This is a genomic window from Archangium sp. (assembly GCF_045802675.1).
Classification (GTDB): Bacteria; Myxococcota; Myxococcia; order Myxococcales; family Myxococcaceae; genus Archangium.
In genome coordinates this window covers 33,917-56,008 of sequence record NZ_JBJMQO010000150.1, presented here as the reverse complement: position 1 = coordinate 56,008, position 22,092 = coordinate 33,917, and the positions used below count along the sequence as shown (strand labels likewise).

24 protein-coding genes are annotated in these 22,092 nt (G+C 70.4%); 15 read left to right on the top strand and 9 right to left on the bottom strand.

Annotation, left to right across the window (positions count from 1 at the left end; translation table 11 throughout):
• Positions 1 to 16 precede the first annotated feature (16 nt).
• The gene (locus ACJ8AN_RS41890; protein ID WP_407761257.1) at positions 17 to 256 is read left to right on the top strand and encodes a sulfurtransferase TusA family protein; all 240 of its coding nucleotides are present in this window, start codon (positions 17 to 19) and stop codon (positions 254 to 256) included.
• A gap of 110 nt (positions 257 to 366) precedes the next feature.
• Here ACJ8AN_RS41890 and ACJ8AN_RS41885 read toward each other — a convergent pair whose 3' ends face one another.
• Entirely contained in the window at positions 367 to 1,278 is a 912-nt protein-coding gene (locus tag ACJ8AN_RS41885) for an ABC transporter ATP-binding protein (protein WP_407761256.1), read from the bottom strand.
• Positions 1,275 to 2,057, bottom strand: coding sequence for an ABC transporter permease subunit (locus tag ACJ8AN_RS41880; protein ID WP_407761255.1), 783 nt, complete (start codon positions 2,055 to 2,057; stop codon positions 1,275 to 1,277). Before ACJ8AN_RS41880 ends, ACJ8AN_RS41885 begins: the two co-directional genes overlap by 4 nt.
• A gap of 164 nt (positions 2,058 to 2,221) precedes the next feature.
• On the opposite strand from ACJ8AN_RS41880, the gene ACJ8AN_RS41875 reads away from it, so the two are divergent.
• Positions 2,222 to 3,658 carry a penicillin-binding transpeptidase domain-containing protein gene (locus tag ACJ8AN_RS41875; protein WP_407761254.1) on the top strand — a complete coding sequence of 479 codons (1,437 nt, stop codon included), beginning with the start codon at positions 2,222 to 2,224 and terminating at the stop codon, positions 3,656 to 3,658.
• A gap of 5 nt (positions 3,659 to 3,663) precedes the next feature.
• Here the strand turns inward: ACJ8AN_RS41875 and ACJ8AN_RS41870 are convergent, their stop codons facing one another.
• A complete protein-coding gene (locus ACJ8AN_RS41870; protein ID WP_407761253.1) occupies positions 3,664 to 4,251 on the bottom strand; it encodes a hypothetical protein in 588 nt (195 codons plus the stop codon).
• Positions 4,252 to 4,408: 157 nt separating this feature from the next.
• Between ACJ8AN_RS41870 and ACJ8AN_RS41865 the strand changes: the two genes are divergently transcribed.
• Positions 4,409 to 5,047 carry a hypothetical protein gene (locus ACJ8AN_RS41865; RefSeq protein WP_407761252.1) on the top strand — a complete coding sequence of 213 codons (639 nt, stop codon included), beginning with the start codon at positions 4,409 to 4,411 and terminating at the stop codon, positions 5,045 to 5,047.
• Between the two features lie 12 nt (positions 5,048 to 5,059).
• Here ACJ8AN_RS41865 and ACJ8AN_RS41860 read toward each other — a convergent pair whose 3' ends face one another.
• Positions 5,060 to 6,232, bottom strand: coding sequence for a DUF4388 domain-containing protein (locus ACJ8AN_RS41860; protein WP_407761251.1), 1,173 nt, complete (start codon positions 6,230 to 6,232; stop codon positions 5,060 to 5,062).
• Between the two features lie 21 nt (positions 6,233 to 6,253).
• On the opposite strand from ACJ8AN_RS41860, the gene ACJ8AN_RS41855 reads away from it, so the two are divergent.
• The 8 genes from ACJ8AN_RS41855 (at position 6,254) to ACJ8AN_RS41820 (ending at position 12,834) form a co-directional block, all read left to right on the top strand.
• Positions 6,254 to 6,532, top strand: coding sequence for a glutaredoxin family protein (locus tag ACJ8AN_RS41855; protein ID WP_407761250.1), 279 nt, complete (start codon positions 6,254 to 6,256; stop codon positions 6,530 to 6,532).
• Positions 6,533 to 6,655: 123 nt separating this feature from the next.
• A complete protein-coding gene (locus ACJ8AN_RS41850; protein ID WP_407761249.1) occupies positions 6,656 to 7,600 on the top strand; it encodes a GGDEF domain-containing protein in 945 nt (314 codons plus the stop codon).
• 72 nt (positions 7,601 to 7,672) lie between these two features.
• Positions 7,673 to 9,328, top strand: coding sequence for a sigma 54-interacting transcriptional regulator (locus tag ACJ8AN_RS41845; protein ID WP_407761248.1), 1,656 nt, complete (start codon positions 7,673 to 7,675; stop codon positions 9,326 to 9,328).
• Between the two features lie 165 nt (positions 9,329 to 9,493).
• Positions 9,494 to 10,441, top strand: coding sequence for a glycoside hydrolase family 43 protein (locus ACJ8AN_RS41840; protein WP_407761247.1), 948 nt, complete (start codon positions 9,494 to 9,496; stop codon positions 10,439 to 10,441).
• 37 nt (positions 10,442 to 10,478) lie between these two features.
• The gene (locus ACJ8AN_RS41835) at positions 10,479 to 10,673 is read left to right on the top strand and encodes a hypothetical protein (protein ID WP_407761246.1); all 195 of its coding nucleotides are present in this window, start codon (positions 10,479 to 10,481) and stop codon (positions 10,671 to 10,673) included.
• A 169-nt stretch (positions 10,674 to 10,842) separates the two neighbouring features.
• Positions 10,843 to 11,808: a hypothetical protein gene (locus tag ACJ8AN_RS41830; protein WP_407761245.1), complete on the top strand. Its 966-nt coding sequence runs from the start codon at positions 10,843 to 10,845 to the stop codon at positions 11,806 to 11,808.
• Positions 11,809 to 11,919: 111 nt separating this feature from the next.
• Positions 11,920 to 12,312 (top strand): hypothetical protein, encoded by a 393-nt coding sequence (locus ACJ8AN_RS41825; protein WP_407761244.1) that lies wholly within the window; start codon positions 11,920 to 11,922, stop codon positions 12,310 to 12,312.
• 252 nt (positions 12,313 to 12,564) lie between these two features.
• Entirely contained in the window at positions 12,565 to 12,834 is a 270-nt protein-coding gene (locus ACJ8AN_RS41820; protein ID WP_407761243.1) for a DUF2277 domain-containing protein, read from the top strand.
• A gap of 15 nt (positions 12,835 to 12,849) precedes the next feature.
• Here the strand turns inward: ACJ8AN_RS41820 and ACJ8AN_RS41815 are convergent, their stop codons facing one another.
• From ACJ8AN_RS41815 to ACJ8AN_RS41800, 4 genes are all read right to left on the bottom strand, one after another.
• Positions 12,850 to 14,598 carry a DEAD/DEAH box helicase gene (locus ACJ8AN_RS41815; RefSeq protein WP_407761242.1) on the bottom strand — a complete coding sequence of 583 codons (1,749 nt, stop codon included), beginning with the start codon at positions 14,596 to 14,598 and terminating at the stop codon, positions 12,850 to 12,852.
• Positions 14,599 to 14,675: 77 nt separating this feature from the next.
• The gene (locus tag ACJ8AN_RS41810; protein ID WP_407761241.1) at positions 14,676 to 16,019 is read right to left on the bottom strand and encodes a sensor histidine kinase; all 1,344 of its coding nucleotides are present in this window, start codon (positions 16,017 to 16,019) and stop codon (positions 14,676 to 14,678) included.
• A 94-nt stretch (positions 16,020 to 16,113) separates the two neighbouring features.
• Positions 16,114 to 16,866, bottom strand: coding sequence for an Imm52 family immunity protein (locus ACJ8AN_RS41805; protein WP_407761240.1), 753 nt, complete (start codon positions 16,864 to 16,866; stop codon positions 16,114 to 16,116).
• Positions 16,867 to 16,878: 12 nt separating this feature from the next.
• On the bottom strand, positions 16,879 to 18,243 hold the full coding sequence (locus tag ACJ8AN_RS41800) for a Tox-REase-5 domain-containing protein (protein WP_407761239.1): 1,365 nt from the start codon (positions 18,241 to 18,243) through the stop codon (positions 16,879 to 16,881).
• A gap of 449 nt (positions 18,244 to 18,692) precedes the next feature.
• Here ACJ8AN_RS41800 and ACJ8AN_RS41795 point away from each other — a divergent pair, with 449 nt between their 5' ends.
• The 4 genes from ACJ8AN_RS41795 (at position 18,693) to ACJ8AN_RS41780 (ending at position 21,595) form a co-directional block, all read left to right on the top strand.
• Complete coding sequence (locus ACJ8AN_RS41795) at positions 18,693 to 19,478, top strand: NAD-dependent epimerase/dehydratase family protein (RefSeq protein WP_407761238.1); 786 nt, start codon at positions 18,693 to 18,695, stop codon at positions 19,476 to 19,478.
• 55 nt (positions 19,479 to 19,533) lie between these two features.
• Positions 19,534 to 20,013 (top strand): RNA polymerase sigma factor, encoded by a 480-nt coding sequence (locus tag ACJ8AN_RS41790; protein ID WP_407761237.1) that lies wholly within the window; start codon positions 19,534 to 19,536, stop codon positions 20,011 to 20,013.
• A 1-nt stretch (position 20,014) separates the two neighbouring features.
• Entirely contained in the window at positions 20,015 to 20,815 is an 801-nt protein-coding gene (locus tag ACJ8AN_RS41785) for an ActD protein (protein ID WP_407761236.1), read from the top strand.
• A gap of 192 nt (positions 20,816 to 21,007) precedes the next feature.
• A complete protein-coding gene (locus tag ACJ8AN_RS41780) occupies positions 21,008 to 21,595 on the top strand; it encodes a tetratricopeptide repeat protein (protein ID WP_407761235.1) in 588 nt (195 codons plus the stop codon).
• Between the two features lie 21 nt (positions 21,596 to 21,616).
• Here ACJ8AN_RS41780 and ACJ8AN_RS41775 read toward each other — a convergent pair whose 3' ends face one another.
• The gene (locus ACJ8AN_RS41775) at positions 21,617 to 22,060 is read right to left on the bottom strand and encodes a GNAT family N-acetyltransferase (RefSeq protein WP_407761234.1); all 444 of its coding nucleotides are present in this window, start codon (positions 22,058 to 22,060) and stop codon (positions 21,617 to 21,619) included.
• Between the last annotated feature and the right edge of the window lie 32 nt (positions 22,061 to 22,092).

The following is a 22,092-nucleotide window of genomic DNA, read 5'->3' as shown; positions in this document are numbered from 1 at the left end:
AGCCTACACTCGGGCCATGCAGCCGGACGTGCGCGTGGACGCTTCGGGGACGTACTGCCCCGTTCCCATCCTGGAGATCGCCAAGGCGGTGCGCCGGCTCGGGCCGGGAGCGCTCGTGGAGCTCGTGGCCACGGACCCGGGCGTCCAGCAGGACCTCCCCGCGTGGTGCGAGGCCACCGGCCATGCCCTGCTCGGCCTGGAACGGCGCGGCACGGCCTGGGTGGCCTGGGTCCGCAAGGCGGGCGGAGGGGCATGAGAGGGGACGGGGCTCCATCAGCCCACTGGTGACACGAGCCGCTCCGGAGTTTCACCCGGGATTTCCCGAGGCATTTATTTCCGGCCCCGGAGGCCTGGCACCCCGTGCTCCTAGGTGAGCTGAAGCACCCGCTCCTCCAGCCGCTGGCCCCGCGACACGCCGAGGATGAGCACCCCCGTCTGCAGCAGATGACCCACCACCCGGCTGATGACCTCCTCGGGCTTGTGCGTCTGGCCGTCGAAGCGCACGTGCAGGAGCGTCTCGCCCTCCATGCGCGCCGAGGTGACGCCGGGCAGGGCCTGCAGCTCCGGGACGATGACGGTGCCCCGCGCCACCTGGACGCGGAACTCGGCGGCCTGGCTGGTGAGCTCGGCCATGGTGCCGGCCTGGGCCACCTTGCCCCGGTCGAGGATGGCCGCCGCGTCGCACAACTGCTCCAGCTCCTGGAGGTTGTGGCTGGAGACCACCACCGTGCTCTGGCCGCGCATGTCGCGGATGACCTGACGCACCTGGTTGGCGATGCGGGGATCCAACCCGGCGGTGGGCTCGTCGAGCAGCACCAGCGGCGGCCTGCCCATGATGGCCTGCGCCAGGGCCGCGCGCTTGGCCATGCCGTGCGACAGCGCGTGCGTCCCCACGCCCCAGGCCTCCATCAGGCCCACCTTCTCGAGCGCCCCGCGCGCCTCCTGCTCGGGCTGGGGCAGGCCACCCAGCCGCGCCCAGTAGGTGAGCAGCGGCCCCACCTTCCAGCCGTCGGGCAGCAGCGCGTCCTGGGGCAGCACGCCGAGCCGGCCCTTGAGGGCCCCATCCACGGATGGGTTCACCCCCATCACCCGCACCGTGCCGCTGGTGGGGTGGAGGTAGCCGCACATCATGGAGAAGGTGGTCGTCTTGCCGGCGCCGTTGGGGCCGATGAGGCCATACACCTGGCCGCGCTGCACGGTGAAGCTCACGCCGTCCACCGCCCGCGCGGCGCCGAAGTGCTTGGTGAGGTCGACGAGTTCGATGGCCAGCTCGCTCACAGGTCCCTCGTGCGCAGCGCGGCGTAGGCACCGCCCAGGAAGAGCAGCGCGAAGACGACATAGGCCAGGGCGCTCGCGCCGAACTGCAGGGCCTCCGGATCCAGCAGCTTCGTGCAGTAGTTCATGGGCGACAGGTAGCGCATGTACTGCAGCGGGTGGCCCTCGTCGCGGCCGAGCCACAGGCCCGCCAGCCACAGGCCGAAGGCGGCCATGATGCAGATGAAGTTGGTGACCAGGCTCACCGAGGGGGTGGAGGTGATGCTGGAGCACAGCGCGGTGAGCGCGAGGAAGGCCAGGGCGAACACGAACGTCCCCACCCAGAAGCGCATCAGGTTGAGGGCGAAGGCGCCGAAGCCGAAGCCCGGCGTCGACAGCCACGCATAGACGCACAGGATGAGGTCCAACCCGAGCACCAGCGTCAGCAGGAGGGTGGTCTGCGCGAGGAACTTGCCCAGTAGCACCGACGAGCGGCGGGCGCGCACGGTGAGGTAGCGCATGGAGCGCGGGCCCACCTCGCCGCTGAGCTGATCGAACCCCATCAGCGCCACGTAGGCGGGCAGGAAGAAGATGCCCAGGTAGAAGACCACCACCACCAGGGTGGGTATCTCCTCGGAGGGCGGGAGCATGCCTCCGGCTTGTTGGGCCATCACCTGCTGGAGCCAGGAGCGCACCAGGGCGCCCACCAGCAGCACCAGCAGGGCGAACAGTCCATAGAGCCCGAGCAGCACCACCGCGCGCGCACTGCGCAACGTGCGGCGGCACTCGGCGCTCCAAATCACTGCGGTCTCATTCAATACGTTCAAGGCGGGTGGACCCTATCGGGCCCAGGTGGGGCTCGCCAGGATTCTTGCCCTCCAGGGGAACCCACACAGCGGAATGGACGTCTTGCCGGGGGCGGGTACCATGCTGACCCCCCCACCCCCCACCCGCGCGACGGGTCCGCATGACGCTCTCCCGAGCCCTTCCCGCCACGCTGCTCCTCCCGCTGTTCCTCCTGCTCGTCGGCGCGGACGAGGGGAGTACCCAGGAGGGCACGGCGCCCACCGCCGAGGCCGCGCTCCAGCAGGATGCCGGGACGCCTGACTCCCAGGTCGCCGGGCAGGCGGGCGGCTCCGACGCGGGGGTGATGCTGGGGCTCGTGCCGCCCGTGCCGGTGCCCTCGCGCGAGCAGGATCCGCCCATGGCCCACCTGCGTGGGCTGTCGGCGAAGCAGGACGTGCTCGCCCGGGCGAAGAAGGACGCGAAGGGGCGGCTGGTGGTGCCGGGCCCCCAGGGCGATGTGCCGCTGACCATCGACCCGACGCTCCAGTCGCAGCTCACCCGCATCCTCCAGGACTACCGCGTGCCCTACGGCGCGGTGGTGGTGCTGGAGCCCTCCACGGGCCGCGTGCTGGCCATGGCCGAGCACTCGCAGGCGCAGCCGGGCCTGCGCGGGCTGACCACGCGCGCGGTGTTCCCCGCCGCGAGCGTCTTCAAGATCATCACCGGCTCGGCGCTGCTCGAGGCCGGTGTCACCCCCATGGACGAGACGTGCTTCCATGGCGGCAAGCGGCGCCTGTCCGAGAAGCTGCTGGAGGACAGCTCGCGCGACAGCCAGTGCCACTCGCTGGCCGAGGCGATGGGCAAGAGCGCCAACGTCATCTTCGCCAAGCTGACGCACCGCTACCTGTCGCCGGATGCGCTCAAGCGCGCCGCGGCCCGCTTCCACTTCAACCGGGAGATCTCCTTCCCGGTGCCCATGGACGTGTCGCTGGCGTCCGTGCCGGAGGGGGACGAGTTCCGCTTCGCCCAGACGGGCGCGGGCTTCGGGGACGTGTACATGTCGCCAATGCACGGCGCGCTGCTGGCGTGCGTGGCGGCGAACCAGGGCCTCTGGAAGGACCCCGTGCTCTTCGAGCCGGTGGCGAACACGCCGCCCCAGGCCGGTGAGCGGGTGCTGTCTCCCGAGGTGGCGCGCGACCTGACGACGATGATGGAGGCGACGGTGACGAAGGGGACCGCGCGCCGCATCTTCCGCGAGCGGGGCATGGGCGTGCCGGGAGCGGTGGGCAAGACGGGGACGCTGGCGGACCGCGCGCCCTTCCGGGACTACTCGTGGTTCGTGGGCTTCGCGCCCAAGGACAACCCGAAGGTGGCGGTGGCGGCGCTCATCGTCAACGAGCCCATCTGGCGCATCCGGGCCACCTGGCTCGGCCGCGAGGCCATGCGGCTGGGCCTGGCGCGGCTGCCCCCGGGCTCCGTGGCTCCCGCGAAGGACGAGGCCACGCCCGCCGAGGAGACCCCCGCGGACGAGGAGTCCTCGGAAGAGGAGCCCGCCGAGGAGGTCGCCGGAACGCCCGCCGCCACGCCGGGCACCAAGGCGGCGATGACGCGGCCCTGAGCGGCCTACTTCTTGGGCTCGGAAGGCATCTGGGAGCCGCTGTTGGCGCCCGGGGGCTGCATTCCGCCCCAGCCTGCCTCGACCATCGCCTTCCACTTCCACTGGCCGTCGCGCTTCACGAGCAGGCCGCCGTTGCGGCTGGTCATCTTCTGCTTGCCCATGGTCGTCGTGACCTCGTCGGTCACGCTCACCAGCGAGTCCGAGAGGACGGTGATCGTCGGCTTGTGGGTCATCTTCATGTCCTTCGGCATGTGCTCGAAGGCGGGCTTCATCATCGCGACATACTCCTCGCGGCTGAACTCCCTCGCCTCGGGCACGCCCTTGAGGTCGTCGGTCGCCATGTAGACCGGGAAGTCCACCGCCGCGGCCATGTCCTCCACGGTGGCCGTCTTGTGCATGTCCTCCATCTTCTTGAAGAAGTCCTGGACCTCCTTCTTCGTCTTCGCCTCGTTGGTGGGCTTGCGCGCCTCCGGGCCCATCTTCGACATGTCCATCGCGGGAGCCTGTCCCGCGGGCTGCTGCTCCTTGTCCTGCGCCCAGGCAGAGCCCGCGAGCGCAACGGCCGTGACGCACACCAGAATCGAACGCTTCATGAGTGCCCCCTCCTGAGTGGGCGGCAGCGGCCTATTCCAACGAGCGGCGGAACGTCAACCGCGGCGGTTCACTCCCGGCGGGGACTCCCCGGGTAGTGTCGTGTGGAAGCTATAGGCAATGCGCTAGGGTCTCGGCTCGTCCGCGGGGGGGAGACGCATGGAGTCCAGGACCGCGCAGGAACCTCGAGCCGTGCAGTGGCTGCTGTTGGGACTCGGGGTGGTGGCGTTCGTCGGCACGGCCGGGGTGATGGTCCTGCGGCGCCTGTCTGGGCCCATGGGGCCTCCCCCCAACGAGGCCAGGGCGAACCTCAAGGCCCTCTTCACCTGGGAGCGGGCGTGGTACCAGGAGAAGGACTCCTATTCCGAAGACCTGGGGCAGTTGGGGTTCGCGCCGGAGCTGCACAACCGCTACACGTACTTGGCGGCCCCCACCGGGCGCGTGCTGACGGCCGTGGAGCGCCGGGGCTCGGTGACTCCCATGCCGTCCCACTCGATCATCGCCGCGGATCCGGCCAGTGGCAGATACCGGGGCACCTTCGAGACCTTCGCGCAGACGGGCTGTCCGCTCACGACCGCGACGCTGCCGGATGGCACCCGCGCGGGCCTGGGCGTCACGCGTTCGCTTGGGGCGGCACCCACGGATCCCGGTGTCTTCATCGGCGCGGCGGCGGCCAACATCGACGGGGATCCCACGCCGGACTGCTGGTCCATCGCCACCGTGGATCGCGTGACCGCCAGTGGTGAGCTCATCTCCGCGGGCCAGCCCTACAACGAGCTCGATGACGTGGACTACTGAGCCGCGGTGGGCTCACCGCGGGGTGAGCTTCACCATCCCGTTGTCCACGAAGCCCTGGAGGTACTTCAGTGCGTCCAGCTCCTTGAGCGGCGACAGGCCGATGATGGAGCCCAGGTCGCGCTTGCCGTCGATGCGCGAGAGCAGGTAGCGCTCGGGCGAGCTGAGCTGCATCGTCTTGAGCTGCGCCGCCGACACCAGCAGCGAGGGTACCTGCGGCTTGTCCAGCAGCTCCCGGCGCAGCGCTCCCAACAGCGCCGCCTCCGCCGAGCGCAGCAGCGCCTCCGTCTCCGGCGAGGCCCCCATCTCGTGCGCCCGCCGCGCCAGCGCCTCGCCGTCCCGGAAGTTGCCGTTCTCCAGGAAGGACTGCGCCGCCTGCACCACCTCGGCCGTGGGGGACTCGGCGCCAATCACGTCCACGTCCACCACCTGCGCCTCGCCCTCGTCGTCGGACGGCGGCGGCCGCTGTCGCCCCGCGGGCGGCGTGCTCTGCACCTTCACCGCCTCCAGCCGGTAGAGCGCGTACAGCCTCTGGTACACCAGGAAGTCCGAGGCATGCAGCACCTTCGCCATTTCGTCGATGCTCAGCCCCTCGCGGATGCGCTTCACCAGCCGCGCGTCCAGCGTGCCCGGCCTGGGCGGCTCCGGCAGCCGGCCCTCGTCCACCGTCAGGTACAGGTTCCCCGAGGGGAACGCCCCCCGGATGGCCTGCCACGCCGTCTCGCGGAACTCGCCCTCGCGGTGCACGTCCGTCAGGTCCACCCGCGCGTCCACTCCCTCCACCTCCGGCACCGCGCCCGCGTCGAAGGAGAACTCGCCTTCCTCCCAGCGGAACATGTCCAGCAGCGTCTCGCGGAACTTCAGGTTCAGCGTGCCCCGCACCGTCTGCTCGGACACATGCCCCGTCATCACCAGGATCTTCCCCAGCGGCACGCGCGTCTCGCGCTGGGTGGCGTACGCCTTGCTGAACTGCTCCTCCGTCAGGTGCCCCGTGTTGATGAGGAACTGTCCGAGGAACTCGCGCGGCTGGTTGGAGCTGGCGCTCACCACCTGGCCCTGGCGCACGAGGATGAGCTTGCGCACGCCCGCCCGCATGACCCTCAGCGTTCCGGAGGCGCGCCGGCTGCCGAGGTACGCGACGAGATCCTTCAACGGCATCGTCGAGAAGTCACCTGACAGGCCGCGCATGACGTCACATCCTTCTGCCGAATGATTGTCCGACTCTACTCGAAACCGAACTGTTGCCTCTGCGACCAGGCCAAGGAAGTGCTGGAGCGGGTGCGTCAACGCATCCCCTTCGAGCTGGTGGAAGAGGACATCCGTGCCGATCCCGCCCTCTTCAGTGCCTGGCGGTATGAAATCCCGGTGGTCATCATCGACGGCCAGGACACCTTCAAGCTCCGGCTGGACGAGGCGGAGGTCGAAGCGTGCCTCCGGCGGGCAAAAGGTGGCACGTCGGTTGCTCCTTCCAGTGACCACGGGGAGTAAGTCCCTACCCAACCCCAGGAAAAACAAGGGGATGGAGAGGGACGGGGTGGAGTGGGACTGTAAACCTGGGAAGTACGCCGGAGGAACGATGCGGAAAAAGGTTCTGGCCGGACGGGGGGCACGGTGGCGTTGAGGCGGAAGTTCAAGAGGGCGGATCAGCCGCTGACGGTTCTGGTGGTGGAGCCGCGGGCAAGTGACCTGGAGCGCACGCGCGTGGCGCTCGGCGAGGCGGGTTTCCGGGTGGTGCCGGTGACGCGCTTCGACGCGGCGGGCCCGCTGTTCGAGGCCATCCGCCCGGACGCGGTGGTGCTGGCGGCCCAGCCTCCGGACTACGCGGCCATGAGCGTGGCGCGGCGGCTGCGGCAGATGGGCCGGGGTGCGGTGCCCATGGTGTACCTGGTGGACCCGGGGGACCCGGACACCTGGCGCTACTGCCTGGACAAGGGGCTGAGCGTGGACATGGTCGCGCGCAGCGGCTCGGGCGAGGAGCTGGTGCTCCGGCTGCGCGCCCAGCTGCGCCTGAAGGCCTCGGTGCTGCGCGCCATGCTGCCCGAGGACGCCGGCTCGGCCGCCCTGCATGATCCGCTCACCGGGCTCTACAACCGCACCTTCCTGCTGGAGCTCATGGCGCTGGAAATCCGCCGCACCGAGCGCTTCGGCGGCAGCTTCTCGGTGGTGGCCGGCTCGCTCGACGACTTCCGCGCGCTGCGCAAGGAGTCCGGGCGGGCGCTGGCCGAGCGGCTGCTCGTCTACAGCGCGGTGGTGTTCGGCCAGACGGTGCGCGAGGCGGACGTGGTGGCGCGCGTGGGCGAGGAGGAGTTCGCCGTGCTGCTGCCGGGCACGCCGTCCGAGGGCGTGCCGGACGTGATGGCGCGTGTGAGCGAGCGGTTCGCCCTGGCGCGGCTGCAGGTGGAGGGGCGGGTGTTGCGGCCCTCGCTGGCGCTGGGGGCGGTGAGCTACCCGGACATGGTGGGTTCTCCGTTGCAGCTGCTGACGGGCGCGCTGCAGGCCTTGCGGAGGGCTCGCGAGGAGCGCCGGGCCGCTGCTGGAGTGGGACTGACGGTTTGACGAGGAACGGACCCATATGGGGGGCGTTCCACGGAGTGAGTCGAGATGGACAGGGTGAGGGGAGGCGAGGGGATGGATCGGATCGCGGTGCTGGTGGTGGACGACGAGGAGCAGGTGCGGACGTTCCTCGCCGAGCTGCTGAGCAGCTCGGGGTACCAGGTGCGCTGCGCGTCGAGTGGCTCCCAGGCGCTGGAGATGCTCTCCGGCGGCTCGTTCGACGTGGTGCTGCTGGACGTGATGATGCCGGAGATGAGTGGCCTGGAGGTGCTGCGGCGCTACCGGGCTTCCGGCGGGGGAGCGCCCGTCATCGTCCTCTCGGCGCTCTCGGGCGCCGAGGACGCCATGCGCGCCATGAAGATGGGCGCCAGCGATTACCTGTCCAAACCCTTCAGCAATGACGAGCTGGAGGACGCCATGAGCCGGGCCCAGGGCAACCGCATGCCGGCGCGCCAGGCTCCGGCGGGCGCCCAGGTGGCGAGCACGGCGGCGGCCAAGGAGGACGGAGGGGCGGAGCGCGTCCTCATCTCGCACTCGGCGGCCATGCGCCGGGTGCGCGCGCTGGTGGAGCGCATCGCGGACACGGACGTGCCGGTGCTGCTGCTCGGCGAGTCCGGCACGGGCAAGGAGGTCATCGCCCGCGAGGTCCACGCGCGCAGCAACCGGCGCAACCGGCCCTTCATCAAGGTGAACTGCGCGGCGCTGCCGGGAGAGCTGCTCGAGAGCGAGCTCTTCGGCCACGAGCGCGGCGCCTTCACCGGCGCGACGGCGGAGAAGCCGGGCAAGTTCGAGCTGGCGGACCAGGGCACCATCTTCCTGGACGAGATCGGCGAGATGGCCATCCGCCTGCAGGCCAAGCTGCTGCAGGTGTTGCAGGACGAGGAGTTCTTCCGGGTGGGCGGCAAGAAGAGCGTCCGCGTGGACAGCCGCGTGGTGGTGGCGACCAACCGCGACCTGGAGCGGGAGATCGAGCTGGGCAACTTCCGCGAGGATCTCTTCTACCGCCTGAACGTGGTGGCCATCCGGCTGCCGGCGCTGCGCGAGCGGCCCGAGGACGTGGTGCCGCTGACGGACCACTTCCTGAAGAAGTACGGGCGGCAGTACATGAGCGGGGTGGCGGAGCTGCCGCCCGAGGTGCTGCGGGCCTTCACGGAGTACGAGTGGCCGGGCAACGTGCGCGAGCTGGAGAACATGGTGCGCCGGCTGTGCGTGCTGAAGGATCCGACGCTCGTGCTGGACGAGCTGCGAGCCGGAGGCCGTACGCCGGCGAGCGCGCCCTCGCTGCCGACCTCGTATGCGGGAGACGGGGACGTGGATCCTCCGGCGCCGACGCTGCGCATGCCGGCCGCGGGCCCGGCGACGACGCCGGTGAGCGTGGCGGGCGTGGGTGGCTCGGTGCAGGTGCTGGAGATGCCGGCGCGGGGGAACGTGCCTCCGACGGAGGTGCCGGCCAACCAGGTGGTGCCCGCGCCGGTGCGCTACGCGAACCCGTTCGACGTGCCGCAGCCGCCGCCTCCTCCGTCGACCGTGCCGGAAGGGGAGATGTCGCTGAAGGACATTGGCAAGCGGGCGGCGATGCTGGCCGAGCGCGAGGCCATCCTGGCGATGCTGCAGCGCACGGCGTGGAACAAGCGCCGGGCGGCGGGCAAGCTGCGCATCAGCTACAAGGCGCTGCTCTACAAGATCAAGGAGTGCGGCATCGTGGACCCGAGGGCCTCGGCCGAATTCTGAGGCCCTCTCCCCTCGCCCCCGGGAGAGGGACGGGGTGAGGGGAGCGAGAGCCCCGGGTTGAATCGAAGAAGGTCTCGTCACTTCCCGTGTGGGTTCAGACACGGGAAGCAGGCCCCATGCACATCAGGTGCATGGGGCCTTTTCTTCGTGGTAGGTGGGCCCGCCATGCCCCTGCGCTACTGCAATCCCGTGCACAACGCCTACTTCGCGGACCCCTTCGTCCTGAGGGTCAAGGACGGCTACGTCGCCTATGGCACCGGCCGTGTCGTGGAGGGGCGGGCCTTCGAAGTGCTCACCTCGGCGGATCTCGTGACGTGGCGGAGCGAGGGAGGCGCGCTCGAGCTGCTTCCCCCTGAGGCCGGAGGCGACTACTGGGCGCCGGAGGTCGCCGAGGCCCACGGTAGATGGTGGATGTACTACTCCGTGGGGCACGGGGACGTGGGCCACCATCTGCGGGTCGCGGTGGCGGACCAGCCGACGGGCCCGTTCGTGGATCAGGGCATCAACCTCACGCCGGACGAGCGCTTCGCCATCGACGCGAGCCCATTCCGGGACGACGACGGCACCTGGTACCTCTTCCACGCGCGGGACGTGCTCGAGGGTGATCGCGTGGGCACGATGCTGGCCGTGAACGCGCTGGACGGCATGACGCGGCTGCGCGGGCCGAGCCAGACCATCCTGCGGCCCAGCGGCGACTGGCAGATCTTCCGGCGCCAGCGACCGATGTACGGGCAGGTCTACGACTGGCACACGCTGGAAGGCCCATTCGTCCGCAAGTACGAGGGCCGCTACTACTGCTTCTACTCGGGTGGCTGCTGGGAGGAGTCCACGTATGGCGTGGCCTATGCCGTGGCCGATCACCCGCTTGGGCCCTGGGTCGAGCCGGCCGGTGTGCCTCCGTTGCTGCGGACCGTGCAGGACAAGGTGATCGGCCCCGGGCACAACAGCGTGGTCACCGGCCCGGACGGCAACGACGTCATCGTCTACCACGCGTGGGATTCCGAGCGGACGGCGCGCCGGATGTGCATCGATCCCATCGTCTGGAGCAAGGAGGGCCCGCGGGTGCTCGGACCGTCCTTCACGCCGACGCAGTTGCCCCGCGCGGCGGAGTGAGCGCGCGAAGACCGCCTACCGCGCCCGCGACGTGGGCATGGGCTTCGCTGTTCGCGAGTCATATCTGGAAGCGTGGTTCCCCACCTTCGACGGGCCGATCGGCTACGAGCCGAGGGACCTGGAGCTCACGGTGGGCGACGAGGTGGCCTTCAGCACCAGCCTTCACCGGCTCGGCGGCTCGAAGGAGGGAACAGCGCGCGCTCTGGGTCCGCGTGACCGCTGGGTTCCGTAAGATTGGCGGACGCTGGCTGGTCACTCACGAGCACGTGTCCGTGCCGTTCTACATGGATGGCAGCTTGAAGGCCGCGGTCGATCTCAGCCCCGGCGAACCACCAGCGAGTGGGTGACGTCGCGCGGTGGGTTTCTCGCGAGGCCGATGCGGCCGTGCTCGTATCAGCGGCATGCAACGACGACAGACGATTCTTCGCCTCGCGGCGCTGGCCGTGGTGGGCGCGCTCGGTTCCCTTGGTCTCGCCTGCGGAGGCGGCGCGGGCGCGGCCGGTGCTTCGGGGAAGCTGGTCTACGGCTCGCCGACCGACATCCGCCAGTATGACTTCGACGCCCACACGGACGCGAAGCTCCTCGCGGGCTCGTCGCCGGGGCGCTTCGCCAACGGCGATCTCGTCTATGTCTACGCGGATTCGATCTCCGCGCCGTACCAGATCGTGATGGGCGACGCGGCGGGCACGCGGCGGACGCAGGTGCTCAAGCCCGGCGCGGCGGTGGGGGACTTCAGACCGGTGCCATCGCCCGACGGGAAGCTCATCGCCTTCACCTACTACCCGCGCGGCTTCACCCCGCAGATCAACGCGACCAATGGGACCGTGATCGTGCGGCCCGACGGCACGATCGTCGCGAACCTGAAGGGTGTCTTCGATCCCGCGTGGACGCCGGACGGGCGCATCGTGGCGGCGGGGACGATCGCCGTGGCGTCGGACGGGCCGACCAACACCCCGACGGCGGCCGGCATCTACGTCTCCAACGCCGCCTTCACCGCCATGACCCGGCTCGACAACGGCCTCGCCGACCCGCGCGAAGTGGCGGTGAGCCCGGACGGCAAGCAGCTCGCGTTCGTGCTCGCGGGGCACATCTGGACGATGGGCCTCGACGGCACCGGCCCGCGGCAACTCACGAGCGGCGACAAGGAGGAATCGTCGCCGGCGTTCTCCCCTGACGGCGAGTCGGTCGCGTGCGCCTCGTTCGGCACGTTCGAGAGCACCTACTACTCCGCCCTGGCCGTGGTCCCCGTCGCCGGCGGCCCCACCGCGCTGAGCAACGATGCCAACGTGTGGCCGCTCGACGACGATGCCAAGGGCACCTCCACCCTGGGCCGCGTCAACGTGTACAAGCGGCTGAACTGGTTCTAGAGCCCAAGAGCACGAGGCCGCCGGGGAACACGTTGCGCAATGGGCGCGAAATCAAACGGAAACATACCGCGCCGACACTCCTGAGCGTTGCAATCCCACTCAGGAGGTCTCATGCGTCATCCGTCCTTCATCCGCGCCACGCTGTTCATCGCGGGCACGCTGCTCTCCGCGTCCGTCGCCGCTCAGCCGCCCCACCACCGGACGCCGCCCCCCGAGGCCGTGGAGGCCTGCGCCTCGAAGAGCAGCGGCGCCGCCTGCTCCTTCACCGTCCACGACCGCCAGATGGACGGCACGTGCGCCGCGCACGAAGGGGAAGCGCTCGCCTGCCGCCCGGCGCGTCCTCCGGGTCCGCCTCCGGAGGCCGTCGCCGCCTGTCAGGGTAAGCAGGCGGGGGATGCGTGCTCCGTGACGTTCCGCGACCAGGCCCACGCGGGCCAGTGCCGGACCGGCCCGGACCAGCAGACCGCCTGCTTCCCCGAGGACATGCGCGGGCCCCAGCGCTGACGGCGTGACCCGAGCCCGGTGCGTGGGAGGCGGCTTCGCTTCCCGTCCCCGGGCCTCGTTGGGGGACACCTCGTCCGGTGCTCTGCTAAACCAAGTGGGGAAAATCCTGTCAGGGTGCTCTCGGCGCAAAGAACGAGGCACCTTCCGGTCGCGTTTCGTCCCGACTGGTACGACCATCGGACCAGTTGCGGGAAAACGCGCCCGGAGCCTCCCCCCTGACAGGACCTACCCAATCTGGCTTAGCCTCGGGGCATGTGCCGAAGCATCAAGCCCCTGTTCAACTTCTCGCCTCCCGCCACCGACGAAGACATCCGCGCGGCGGCGCTGCAGTTCGTCCGCAAGATCGCCGGGACTCGCAAGCCGTCGAAGCAGAACACCGACGCCTTCGAGGTCGCCGTCGAGGAGATCTTCCAGAGCTCGAAGCGCATGCTCGAGGGACTCGTGGCGACCACCCCCCCGAAAGACAGGGCGCGCTTCGAGTCCATGAAGAAGCTGCGCTTCAAGAAGGCCGAGCAGCGCTGAGGCTCGGCCGGAGTTTCAGCCCCGGTCCCGGCGGACCTGCACCTTCTTGCCGCGCAGGGTGGCCTGGCGCATCGCCGCGATGATCTGATCGGCGAGGGGCTCGGGCACCTCGACGAGCGAGTAGTTGTCGCCGATCTCGATGGCGCCGATCCGCCGGCCCTCCACGCCCGCCTCGCCGGCGATGGCGCCCACGAGGTCCGCGGGCCGCACGCCCGCCTGCCGGCCCACGCCGATGAACAGGCGCGCCATCTCGAAGTCCTGAGAGGGCGGACCCGGGCGGCGCTTGGGGCCGCGCGGCGCACCCTCGGGCCCGGGCCGCTCTCCGGCCTTGCCGGCGCGCTCGGCCATCCGGGTGTCCTTCCCCGGCTTGCCCGGACGCGGGGCCTTGTCCGAGGACGGGGGCACCAGGGGAATGTCCTCCTCCTCCTGCCCCTGGCCCTCCACCTGGGCGTCGTGGAGCAGCTTCACCGCGGCGGTGGCCACGTCCACCAGGTCGAACTCGGAGGCGAGGCTCTCCACCACGGAGCGGTACGAGTCGAGCTCGCCCGCCACGAGGGCCTCGCGCAGGGAGGCGCGCACGAGCTCCAGCCGGCGGGCGCGCAGGTCCGCCACGGTGGGCACGGTGGCCACCTCAATCCGCTGGCCGGTGAGCTTCTCGATGTTGCGCAGCAGCCGGTGCTCGCGCGGCTCGGCGAGGGTAATGGCCACGCCCTCGCGTCCGGCGCGGCCCGTGCGGCCGATGCGGTGCACATACGCCTCGGGGGCGTTGGGCACGTCGTAGTTGACGACGTGGGAGAGCTTCTCGATGTCCAGTCCGCGCGCGGCCACGTCGGTGGCGATCAGCAGCTCCACCGCGTGCGACTTGAACTGCTTGAGGACCCGGTCTCGCTGGGCCTGGTCCATGCCGCCGTGGAGGGCCTGGGCGCGCCAGCCGCGGCCGTTGAGGGACACGGTGAGCTCGTCCACCTCGGTGCGGGTGCGGCAGAAGACGATGGCGGCGGTGGGGGCCTCCACGTCGAGCACGCGCCCGAGCGTGGCGGCCTTGAAGGCGCGCGGGACGATATAGGCCGTCTGGCGCACGCGGGGCCCGGTGCCGGGGGCCACCTTCTCCTTGGCGATGCGCACGTGGACGGGCTGGTGCAGGTGGCGCTCGGCGATGGAGGCGATGCGCGGGGGCAGGGTGGCGGAGAAGAGGGCCGTCTGGTGCTCCTCCGGGGTGGCCTCGAGGATGGCCTCCAGGTCCTCGGCGAAGCCCATGTCGAGCATCTCGTCGGCCTCGTCGAGCACGACGGTCTGCACGGAGTCGAGCAGGAGCGACTGGCGCTGGAGGTGATCCAACGCGCGGCCCGGGGTGGCGACGACGACGTCCACGCCGCGCTTGAGCACGCGCAGCTGCTGGCCGATGGGCTGGCCGCCGTAGATGGGGAGCACGGTGACGCCGAGCTTCTGGCCATAGCGGTGGATGGCCTCGGCCACCTGCATGGCGAGCTCACGCGTGGGGACGAGCACGAGCGCGGAGGTGGAGAAGGGCTCGCGTTTGGCGCCCGGCGTGAGGCGCTGGAGGAGGGGAAGGGCGAAGGCGGCCGTCTTGCCGGTGCCGGTGGCGGCGATGCCGAGCAGGTCCTTGCCCGCGAGCAGCGGGGGCAGGGCGGCCCGTTGGATGGGAGTGGGCTCCTCGTAGCCGAGGCCGCTGAGCGCCTCGATGAGGGAGGGGCCGAGGCCCAGTTGTTCGAAGGTGGGGATGGTTTCGGAAGGCGTGCTCACGTTGGGGCGGCTTGTACCACCCCGCCCGCCGCAGGTCTCCTGTCACCGTTCGAGGCCGTCAGCGAGCGGGCAATGCCTCACGCCGCCGAGGCGGCTTTTGTCGTCTCGTTCAAAGTCAGGATGAAGCGGGCGCCGCCCTCGGGCCGGTTCTCCACGTTGAGCGTCCCCCCGGTCCTGGAGACGTACTCGCGGCACAGCGCCAGTCCCAGCCCGGTGCCCTTTCCGGGCGGCTTGGTGGTGAAGAAGGGCTCGAAGAGCCGCGGCATGAATTCCGGGGAAATCCCCGGGCCGTTGTCCTCCACCTCCAGCCGGACGCCTCCGGGCGTGCGCCGGGCGCGCACCACGATGCGGGCCTTGCGGGCAGGCAGCGCCGACTCCACCGCATCCGCCGCGTTCAGCAGCAGGTTGAGCAGCACCTGCACCAGTTGGCGCTGTCCCAGGGCCACCCGGGGCAGCCCCGGAGAAACATCCAGCGCCACCTCGCCCAGGCCGCGCAGGCGGACCGAGGCCAGGCGCCGGGCCTCCTCCATGGCCTCCGCGGGCGAGCCCTGTTCCGTGCCCGCTTCGCCCTCGCGCGAGAAGCGCCGCAGGTCCGAGACGATCTGCTGGATGCGCAACACGCCGTGGCGCGTCTCGCCCAGGAGCTCGCGCAGCTCGGCCGGCTCCGGGGGCGTGCCCCCGCCCAGCAACTCCTGCTCGAGGTAGTGCAGGTTGGACTTCACGAAGGCCAGCGGGTTGTTCACCTCGTGGGCCACCCCGGAGGCGAGCTGGCCCACGATGACCAACCGCTCGACCTCGGCGCGCTCCCGCTCGGCGCGGCGGCGCAGGCGCTCGCTCTCGGCCAGTTGCTCCAGCGCGCTCAGCCGCTCCTGCTGGGCCCGCTTCTCCGCCTCGCCCAGCTGCCGGTAGGTGCGCCCCGCGTACAGCCCGATGCTTCCGATGAAGCCGAAGATGGCCGCCTGCGGCAGGAAGGTGCCCGGGGTAACCCCGGCCAGCACGTTCAACACGCTCACCGAGATCAGCATGGCCCCGAGCGACACCAGCGTGGGCAGCCGGGAGTCGGGGCTGAACATGGAGAGCAGGAGGGGCCCGGCGACGAGCGTCACGAAGTAGGGACTCGCCAGCCCGCCGGTGAAGTGGATGATCGCCGTCAACGAGGTGATGCACACCAGCCCGGCCGCGCACCCCGAGAGCCACGGAGGCATGCGCCCCGAGCCCACGGCGACTCCGAGCAGCACGAAGCACGCGCTCCAGGCGAGCTGCACGAGGATGAGCCTCGGGTCGACGGTGGGGGCGAGCAGGCAGCGGAGCAGGGGGTTCGCCAACAGCATTCCGGCCGAGACGAAGAAGGTTCTCGCCTTCACTCTGAGCTGGGCCGGGTGCTCGGTGGAATCCGCGGTCATCACGATGAACGCTGCCATGTCATGGAGGGCTCTCGGAGCGACGCCGGGTGCATGAGGCAACGGTCATCCAGTATACAACAAAGGAAGGCCGGGCGCTGGCTCCTCCACTGCCCTACCGACCCAGGGGCTCGGCTTTCGGAAGCGCGATGAGGCCCGCACGGTCGAGCAGGTTGCGCACGCGCAGGGTGAAGGCCACGTGCTCGGGGTTGCTCGCCGTCATGGGCTCGGGGGAGAGGACGAGCAGCCAGCCCAGCGCGCCCACGGGTTCAATCCGCACGGGCGCGGGCAGCGGCGGCAGCGTGCCCAGACGGCGTGAGAGGTATGTCAGCCAGCCCACCCGCACCTCATCGCCCTCCTTCTCCACGAGGTCCACCATTTCCGAGGAACTGGCCATGGCGAAGTCGGGGTCCCACGCGGTGGCCATGCTGGTAAGCACCTCCGTCAGCACTGGCACGCGCAGCAGCCGCTCCCGCACCGCGCCCTGCTTGTGTGGTTCGAGCAGGCAAACGTTGGAGCCACTCGAAGGTGAGTATTTTCCGCAAGAAATGGTGAGGTAGGTGGGCTCCTTCTTTGCGTCCCATACCATCTGACGGAAGCCCAGTTCCTCGATGACCACCTTGCCGACATCCGTGCGGTTCCGGCCCTTCAGGAGGAGCTTCTCCAGTTCCTCCACCTCCGTGCGGACGGGCCAGCCGGGCAGCTCGCGGGGGCTGCCACGGCCTGCGTGGTACCACTGGGTGAAGGACGGGTCACACCGCGCCAGCATATGGAAGAAGAGCTCCGCGCGCCGGCCGCACTCCAGCGCCGTTTCCTTGCGAGAGCCCCAGTACGCCCCCACGTAATAGCCCTCGGGCTTTGTCTCCATCGTGCTCCCTCCCTACTGTGCTCGCGTGTAATGGACGGTGATGTTGTTCAATTTTTCCGTCTTGAACTTCTTACGAAGGAACTCCGCCACCTTGGCATCGGAGACATGCCAAGCCACGGGATACCCCAAATCCCGGGCGGCCCTCGACTGTCTGCCGGCTTGGTCCATCATCTGGTTGAACTTGCCGGACTTCACATACCAGTACTTGGGCGTGCCATCCGGATTGAAGAACTCGAGGTAGCCGGGGCCCTTGGCTTCCAGCAACTCCAGGCCGTTGAAGCCGTCGAACTCCAGTATCCCAACCATGTACACATACCAGGCGGGCCGCCCCGTTATCTGCTCCTGGTAGTCCTGGGAGCGCTTGGACTCGTTGGTGGGCTTCTTGTACTTCCAGTTGCCGGGCCCCCGTGGCGGAGTCTTCGGGGTGGGTTTGCCTGCCTTGCCGCTCGCGCCGCTGCTCTTGCCTTGGCCCTTGCCCGCCATGTGCAGGACGGAGAGGGCACCGAGGTCCACGCTCACGGCGGTGGCCGCCGTGCCCTCGGCCACCACCACTCCGCCCAGCACCAGCTCGCCCTCAGCCGTGAGCGAGAGCACCGGCAGCTCCGCTCCCAGTCCACTGATGCGCCCCACCGAGGCCCGCACGCCCCCGAGCAGCGCGAGCACGTGCGTGGACAGGCGCGCCGCCTCGCGTATCTGGTCCTCGTGGGACATGGCGCCGTAGCGCGCGAAGTACTCGGGCGAGGAGGCGATGAGGCGTGCCACCGTGGTGGGCAGTTGCCCCAGGTCCTCCACGGTGCGGATGGGGTGGAGGATGGAGCCCGCCAGCGCCACCGCCATCTCCGTCATGGCGTCCTGCGCTCCGTCGAGCGCGGCGTTGAGCGGATCTCTGCCCAGACTCAACTCGGCCAGGGGCGGGCCTTCCGCGCGCCGCAAGGCCTCGGTGACGGGGTAGAGGACGCCCGCGTGGGAGAAATAGAAGTCACCCACCCGCAGCAGGCCCACCTTCCACTCGCCCTGCTCGAGCTCGAGTGGGCCCATGCGCTGGAGCGGGGTGCCAGTGGGCGCCGACACCAGGTACCCATCCGGGCGCGCCATGACGAGGAAGCCGAAGCGTTCGGCGCGCCACTTCAGGTCGGCGTACTCCACGCGCTCGCCGCCCGCGAGCACTTCGCGCAGCAGCCAGAACAGCAGCCGGCGCGGGGCGAGGCTTTGGGGCGTCGCGCGCGTCTTCGCCAGTCTGCCCAGCAGCTCACGCGCCTGCTCCTGGTACAGCGCCGCGCCTGACGGGTGCCGGGCCTCTTCCGTCAGGCCGCTGGTCTCCTGCACCACCTGGAAGAGGTCCGGTGCCGGCTCGGGGAAACCGTCCGCGCTTCCCAACTCCTCTGTCGCTGCAGTGTCCGTTGATCGCGGAGGGCCCGAGTCGTAGCGCAACGAGGGAGTCCGCGACTGAAGGCTGATGCCGCCATTCAGGCTCCCGAGCGGATGGCCCGTGGCACACCCATTGAGGAGTACGAGCAGCGCCGATGCCAGCAGGACCGCTCGGTAAACCGCGCCCACCGCGAGGGGTGGACGCGGGCCCGCCGGGTGCGGACCCACGAAACAAGGAGACATGGCGCACCTCCAGCGGACCCAACGGTCCGCACTCCGCACCGGCCGCCCGCGCCGTGCTTTTCAAAACGCGGGTGCTGGCGCGTTTCAGTGGTAGACGTCTACCAGTGAAGCCCGCTTCGAGCGTTTGGATGAAATCGACGCCTGGGCTCGGGCCCCGCCAGATTTCACGGCAAGCTCACGAACGCTTGCAGCGCGCTTGAAGTGCACGGCTTCTCATGACTCCTCTCATCCTGTTCGGAAGTGGCTACACCTTGACGCGGCTGGCGCTCGAGGAGGCCCGGCGGGGCCGCCGTGTGCTCGCGGTGACGCGCGACCCCCAGCGCCGCGAGGAGCTCTCCCGCGAGGGCGTTCAACTCCTCTCGCTGGACGAAGCCGTGGCGGCCTCGAAGGGCGCCCACGTGGTCATCTCCATTCCACCGGACGCCGGGCTCGACACCTCGCTGTCCGAGTCCCTGGGGCGCACGGGCCCCTCGCGGCTCGTCTACCTCTCCTCCACGGGGGTCTACGGTGGCGCGCGGGGGCACGTGGACGAGGACACGCCCGTGGACGCCAGTGCCCCGAATGCCGGGGGCCGGCTCGCGGCCGAGGCGCTGTACCGCCGGCTCGGGGGCATCCGCCTGCGCATCGCGGGCATCTACGGTCCCGGGAGGGGCCTGCACGAGCGCATCCGTTCCGGCACGCTGCGCATCCCCGAGTCCGGCGGTGGCCGCATCTCCCGGGTGCACGTGGACGACCTGGTGGAGGCCATCCGCGTGGTGCTGGAGCGGGGCGAGCCGGGGGCGGTGTACTGCGTGGCGGACGACCGGCCGGCGACCCAGGCGGAGACGGCCTCCTGGCTGTCCTCTCGGCTGGGGCTGCCGCTTCCACCCACGGTGCCCCTGGCTTCACTGCACGAGTCCCTCCGGGGCGACCGGGCGGTCTCCAATGCCCGGCTGAAGGCGTTGGGGTGGCGGCCGCGCTACCCGGATTTCATCACCGGTTTTTCTTCCCTCCTGGGGTAACAGTTTCCACCGGCCCCGGTGTTACAGGTGCGCGCGAGGGACGGAGGGTCCGACGTTGGCCATCGATGTGGAAGCCTGCTACCGCCGGTATGGACCGATGGTGCTCCGGCGCTGCCGCTTCCTCCTGCGTGACGAGGAGCGGGCCGTGGACGCGATGCACGACGTGTTCGTCCAGTTGCTCGACCACCAGGAGGCGCTGACGCAGACGGCGCCCTCGAGCCTGCTGCACCGCATGGCGACGAACGTGTGCCTCAACCGGATGCGCTCGGAGCGCCGGCGTCCGGCGGACGCGGACGAGGAGCTGCTGGTGCGCCTCGCCTCGCTGGACGACCTGGAGGCGCGCACGGGGGCGGCGGCGGTGTTGGACCGGCTCTTCGGCCGCGAGCAGGTGTCCACGCGCACCATCGCCGTGCTGCACCTGGTGGATGGGATGACGTACGAGGAGGTGGCGAAGGAAGTGGGCCTCTCCGTCTCCGGCGTCCGCAAGCGCCTGCGCACCTTGCGCGCCCACCTGCAGGAACTGGAGGCCGCCTGACATGGCCCACCGCACGCCCGACTGGTTGTTGGAGCGCATGACCCTGGGAGAGCTGCCCCCCGAGGAGCTGGCCGCCGCCCGTGCGCGCCTGGCCTCGGAGCCCGAGGGTCTCGAGCGGCTCGCCCAGCTGGAGTCCGATGATGGGGCGACGCTGGCGAAGCTCCCTCCCTCCGAGGTCGCCGCCGAGGTGGCCCGCCGCCGCCGGGTGGTGGAGGCCTCGCGCCCGGTGCGGGCCTCGTCGCCCTCGCGCCGCTGGTGGCCCGCCGTGGCGCTGGGCGTGCCCGTGACCGTGGGGCTCGTGCTGCTGATGGTCCTCTCCCAGCGCGAGCTGCCCGAAGAGGCCCACTCCCCCCAGGCGGTGCTGCTCGACACGACGCGCACCAAGGGGCTGGAGCCGAAGCTGCTCATCCACCGGCGGACGCGGGGGGAGCCCGAGCCGCTGGGGGACTCGGCCCGGGCGGCACGGGGGGATGTGCTGCAACTCAGTTACGTGTCCGCGGGCAGGCGGTACGGCGCGGTGCTGTCCGTGGATGGCCGGGGCTCCGTCACGCTGCACTTCCCGGAGTCACTCACGGGCTCGCCGGAGCTGAAGGGCGGCACGGTGTCCCTGCCGAGCGCCTATGAGCTGGACGATGCCCCCGCCTTCGAGCGCTTCTTCTTCGTCACCAGCGACGCGCCCTTCGACGTGGCGGCGGTGATGGAGTCGGCGCGCCAGTGGGCCCGGGAGCCGGAGCGCGCCCGCCACGCGCCGTTGCCGCTGCCGGAGCCGCTCTCGCAGACGTCCGTGACGCTCGAGAAGTGAGCCTCTCAGAAGGAGAGCTTCCCGTCCGGAGAAGGAGGAAATCAGGTGGAGTCGTGACCCGGGCGACAAGAGGGGGGCGGCTCGGGGTTGGGGGGTTCCCGGCGGGTCCCGTGTGCTGTCAGGCTTCCCTCTCCGGCGTTACACTCGCCGGATAGCACGGGGCCGGCGTGTGGGCCGGCGAGAAGGGGCCATATGTCCACTCTGTTAGCGGCATTCAACGAGGGCGTGAGCCACTCGATGTCCGGCAACCACGAGGCCGCCATCCAGGTGTTCGACCGTGTCCTGTCCCAGGACCCCAACCACGTCCTGGCGCTGAGCGCCAAGGGCTCCTCGCTCGCGAGCCTCGGCAAGCCGCGCGAGGCGCTCAAGTGCTTCGAGCGGGCCATCGACCTGGACCCGGAGATGTCCGAGCACTACCGCAACGCGGCGCTCTGCGAGCTCGAGCTGGACGAGCCGGAAGCGGCCCGTTCCCTGCTGGAGGAGGCCCTACAGCTCAACACCGAGGCGGCCTGGCGCGAGGCGGCGGCGGTGGAGATCGCCACCCTGGGCGAGGCGCTGGCCACCGAGTCCGGCAAGCACCGCACCCGGGGCATCGGGCTGACGGGCAAGGCGCGCTACCGCCATGCGCGCCACGTGCTGGAGATGGCGCTGGAGCTGCACCCGGGGCTGTCGGAAGCGGCCCGGGCCCTGGCGGATGTCTGGGCGCACCTCGGGGACACCGAGAAGCGCGATCAGTACAACCAGCTCGCGGGCCGGCTGATGCGCGCCACCGCGGTCTGAGTCAGCGCGGCCGCTGCCCGCTCAGAGCGGCCGCCACATGACGTAGTGCGGGCCGATGCCGGGGAGCTCGAACTCGCTCCCTTCCACGGCGAAGCCCAGCCTCCGGTAGAAGCCTGCCGCCGTCGTGCGTGCGTTGCACCACAGGCGGCTACCTCCCTGACGCGCCGCGTGATCGATGCAGGCCTGGAGCAGGGCGGCGCCAAAACCCCGGCCCTGGTCCGGGGCGAGCACCGCCATCCCACGCAGGCGCCACTCGGTGGTGGCCCTGGAGGCCGGCTGGGACTCCCGGTAGAGCGAGGCCACCCCATACTGCTTGCCCCCCACGTACAGCCCGAAGTGCACCGTGTCCGGGGCGTCGTCGCCCGGGTAGACGAGCTCCTCGGGGCGCTGGTGCGGGCGGAGCACGACGTGGCGGAGATAGCGCGTCTCTGCGGCGGGAATCGGTCGGAGCTCGTAGGGGGCCATAGGGGGTGGGGGGATTTTCCCGGAGGGGCGGA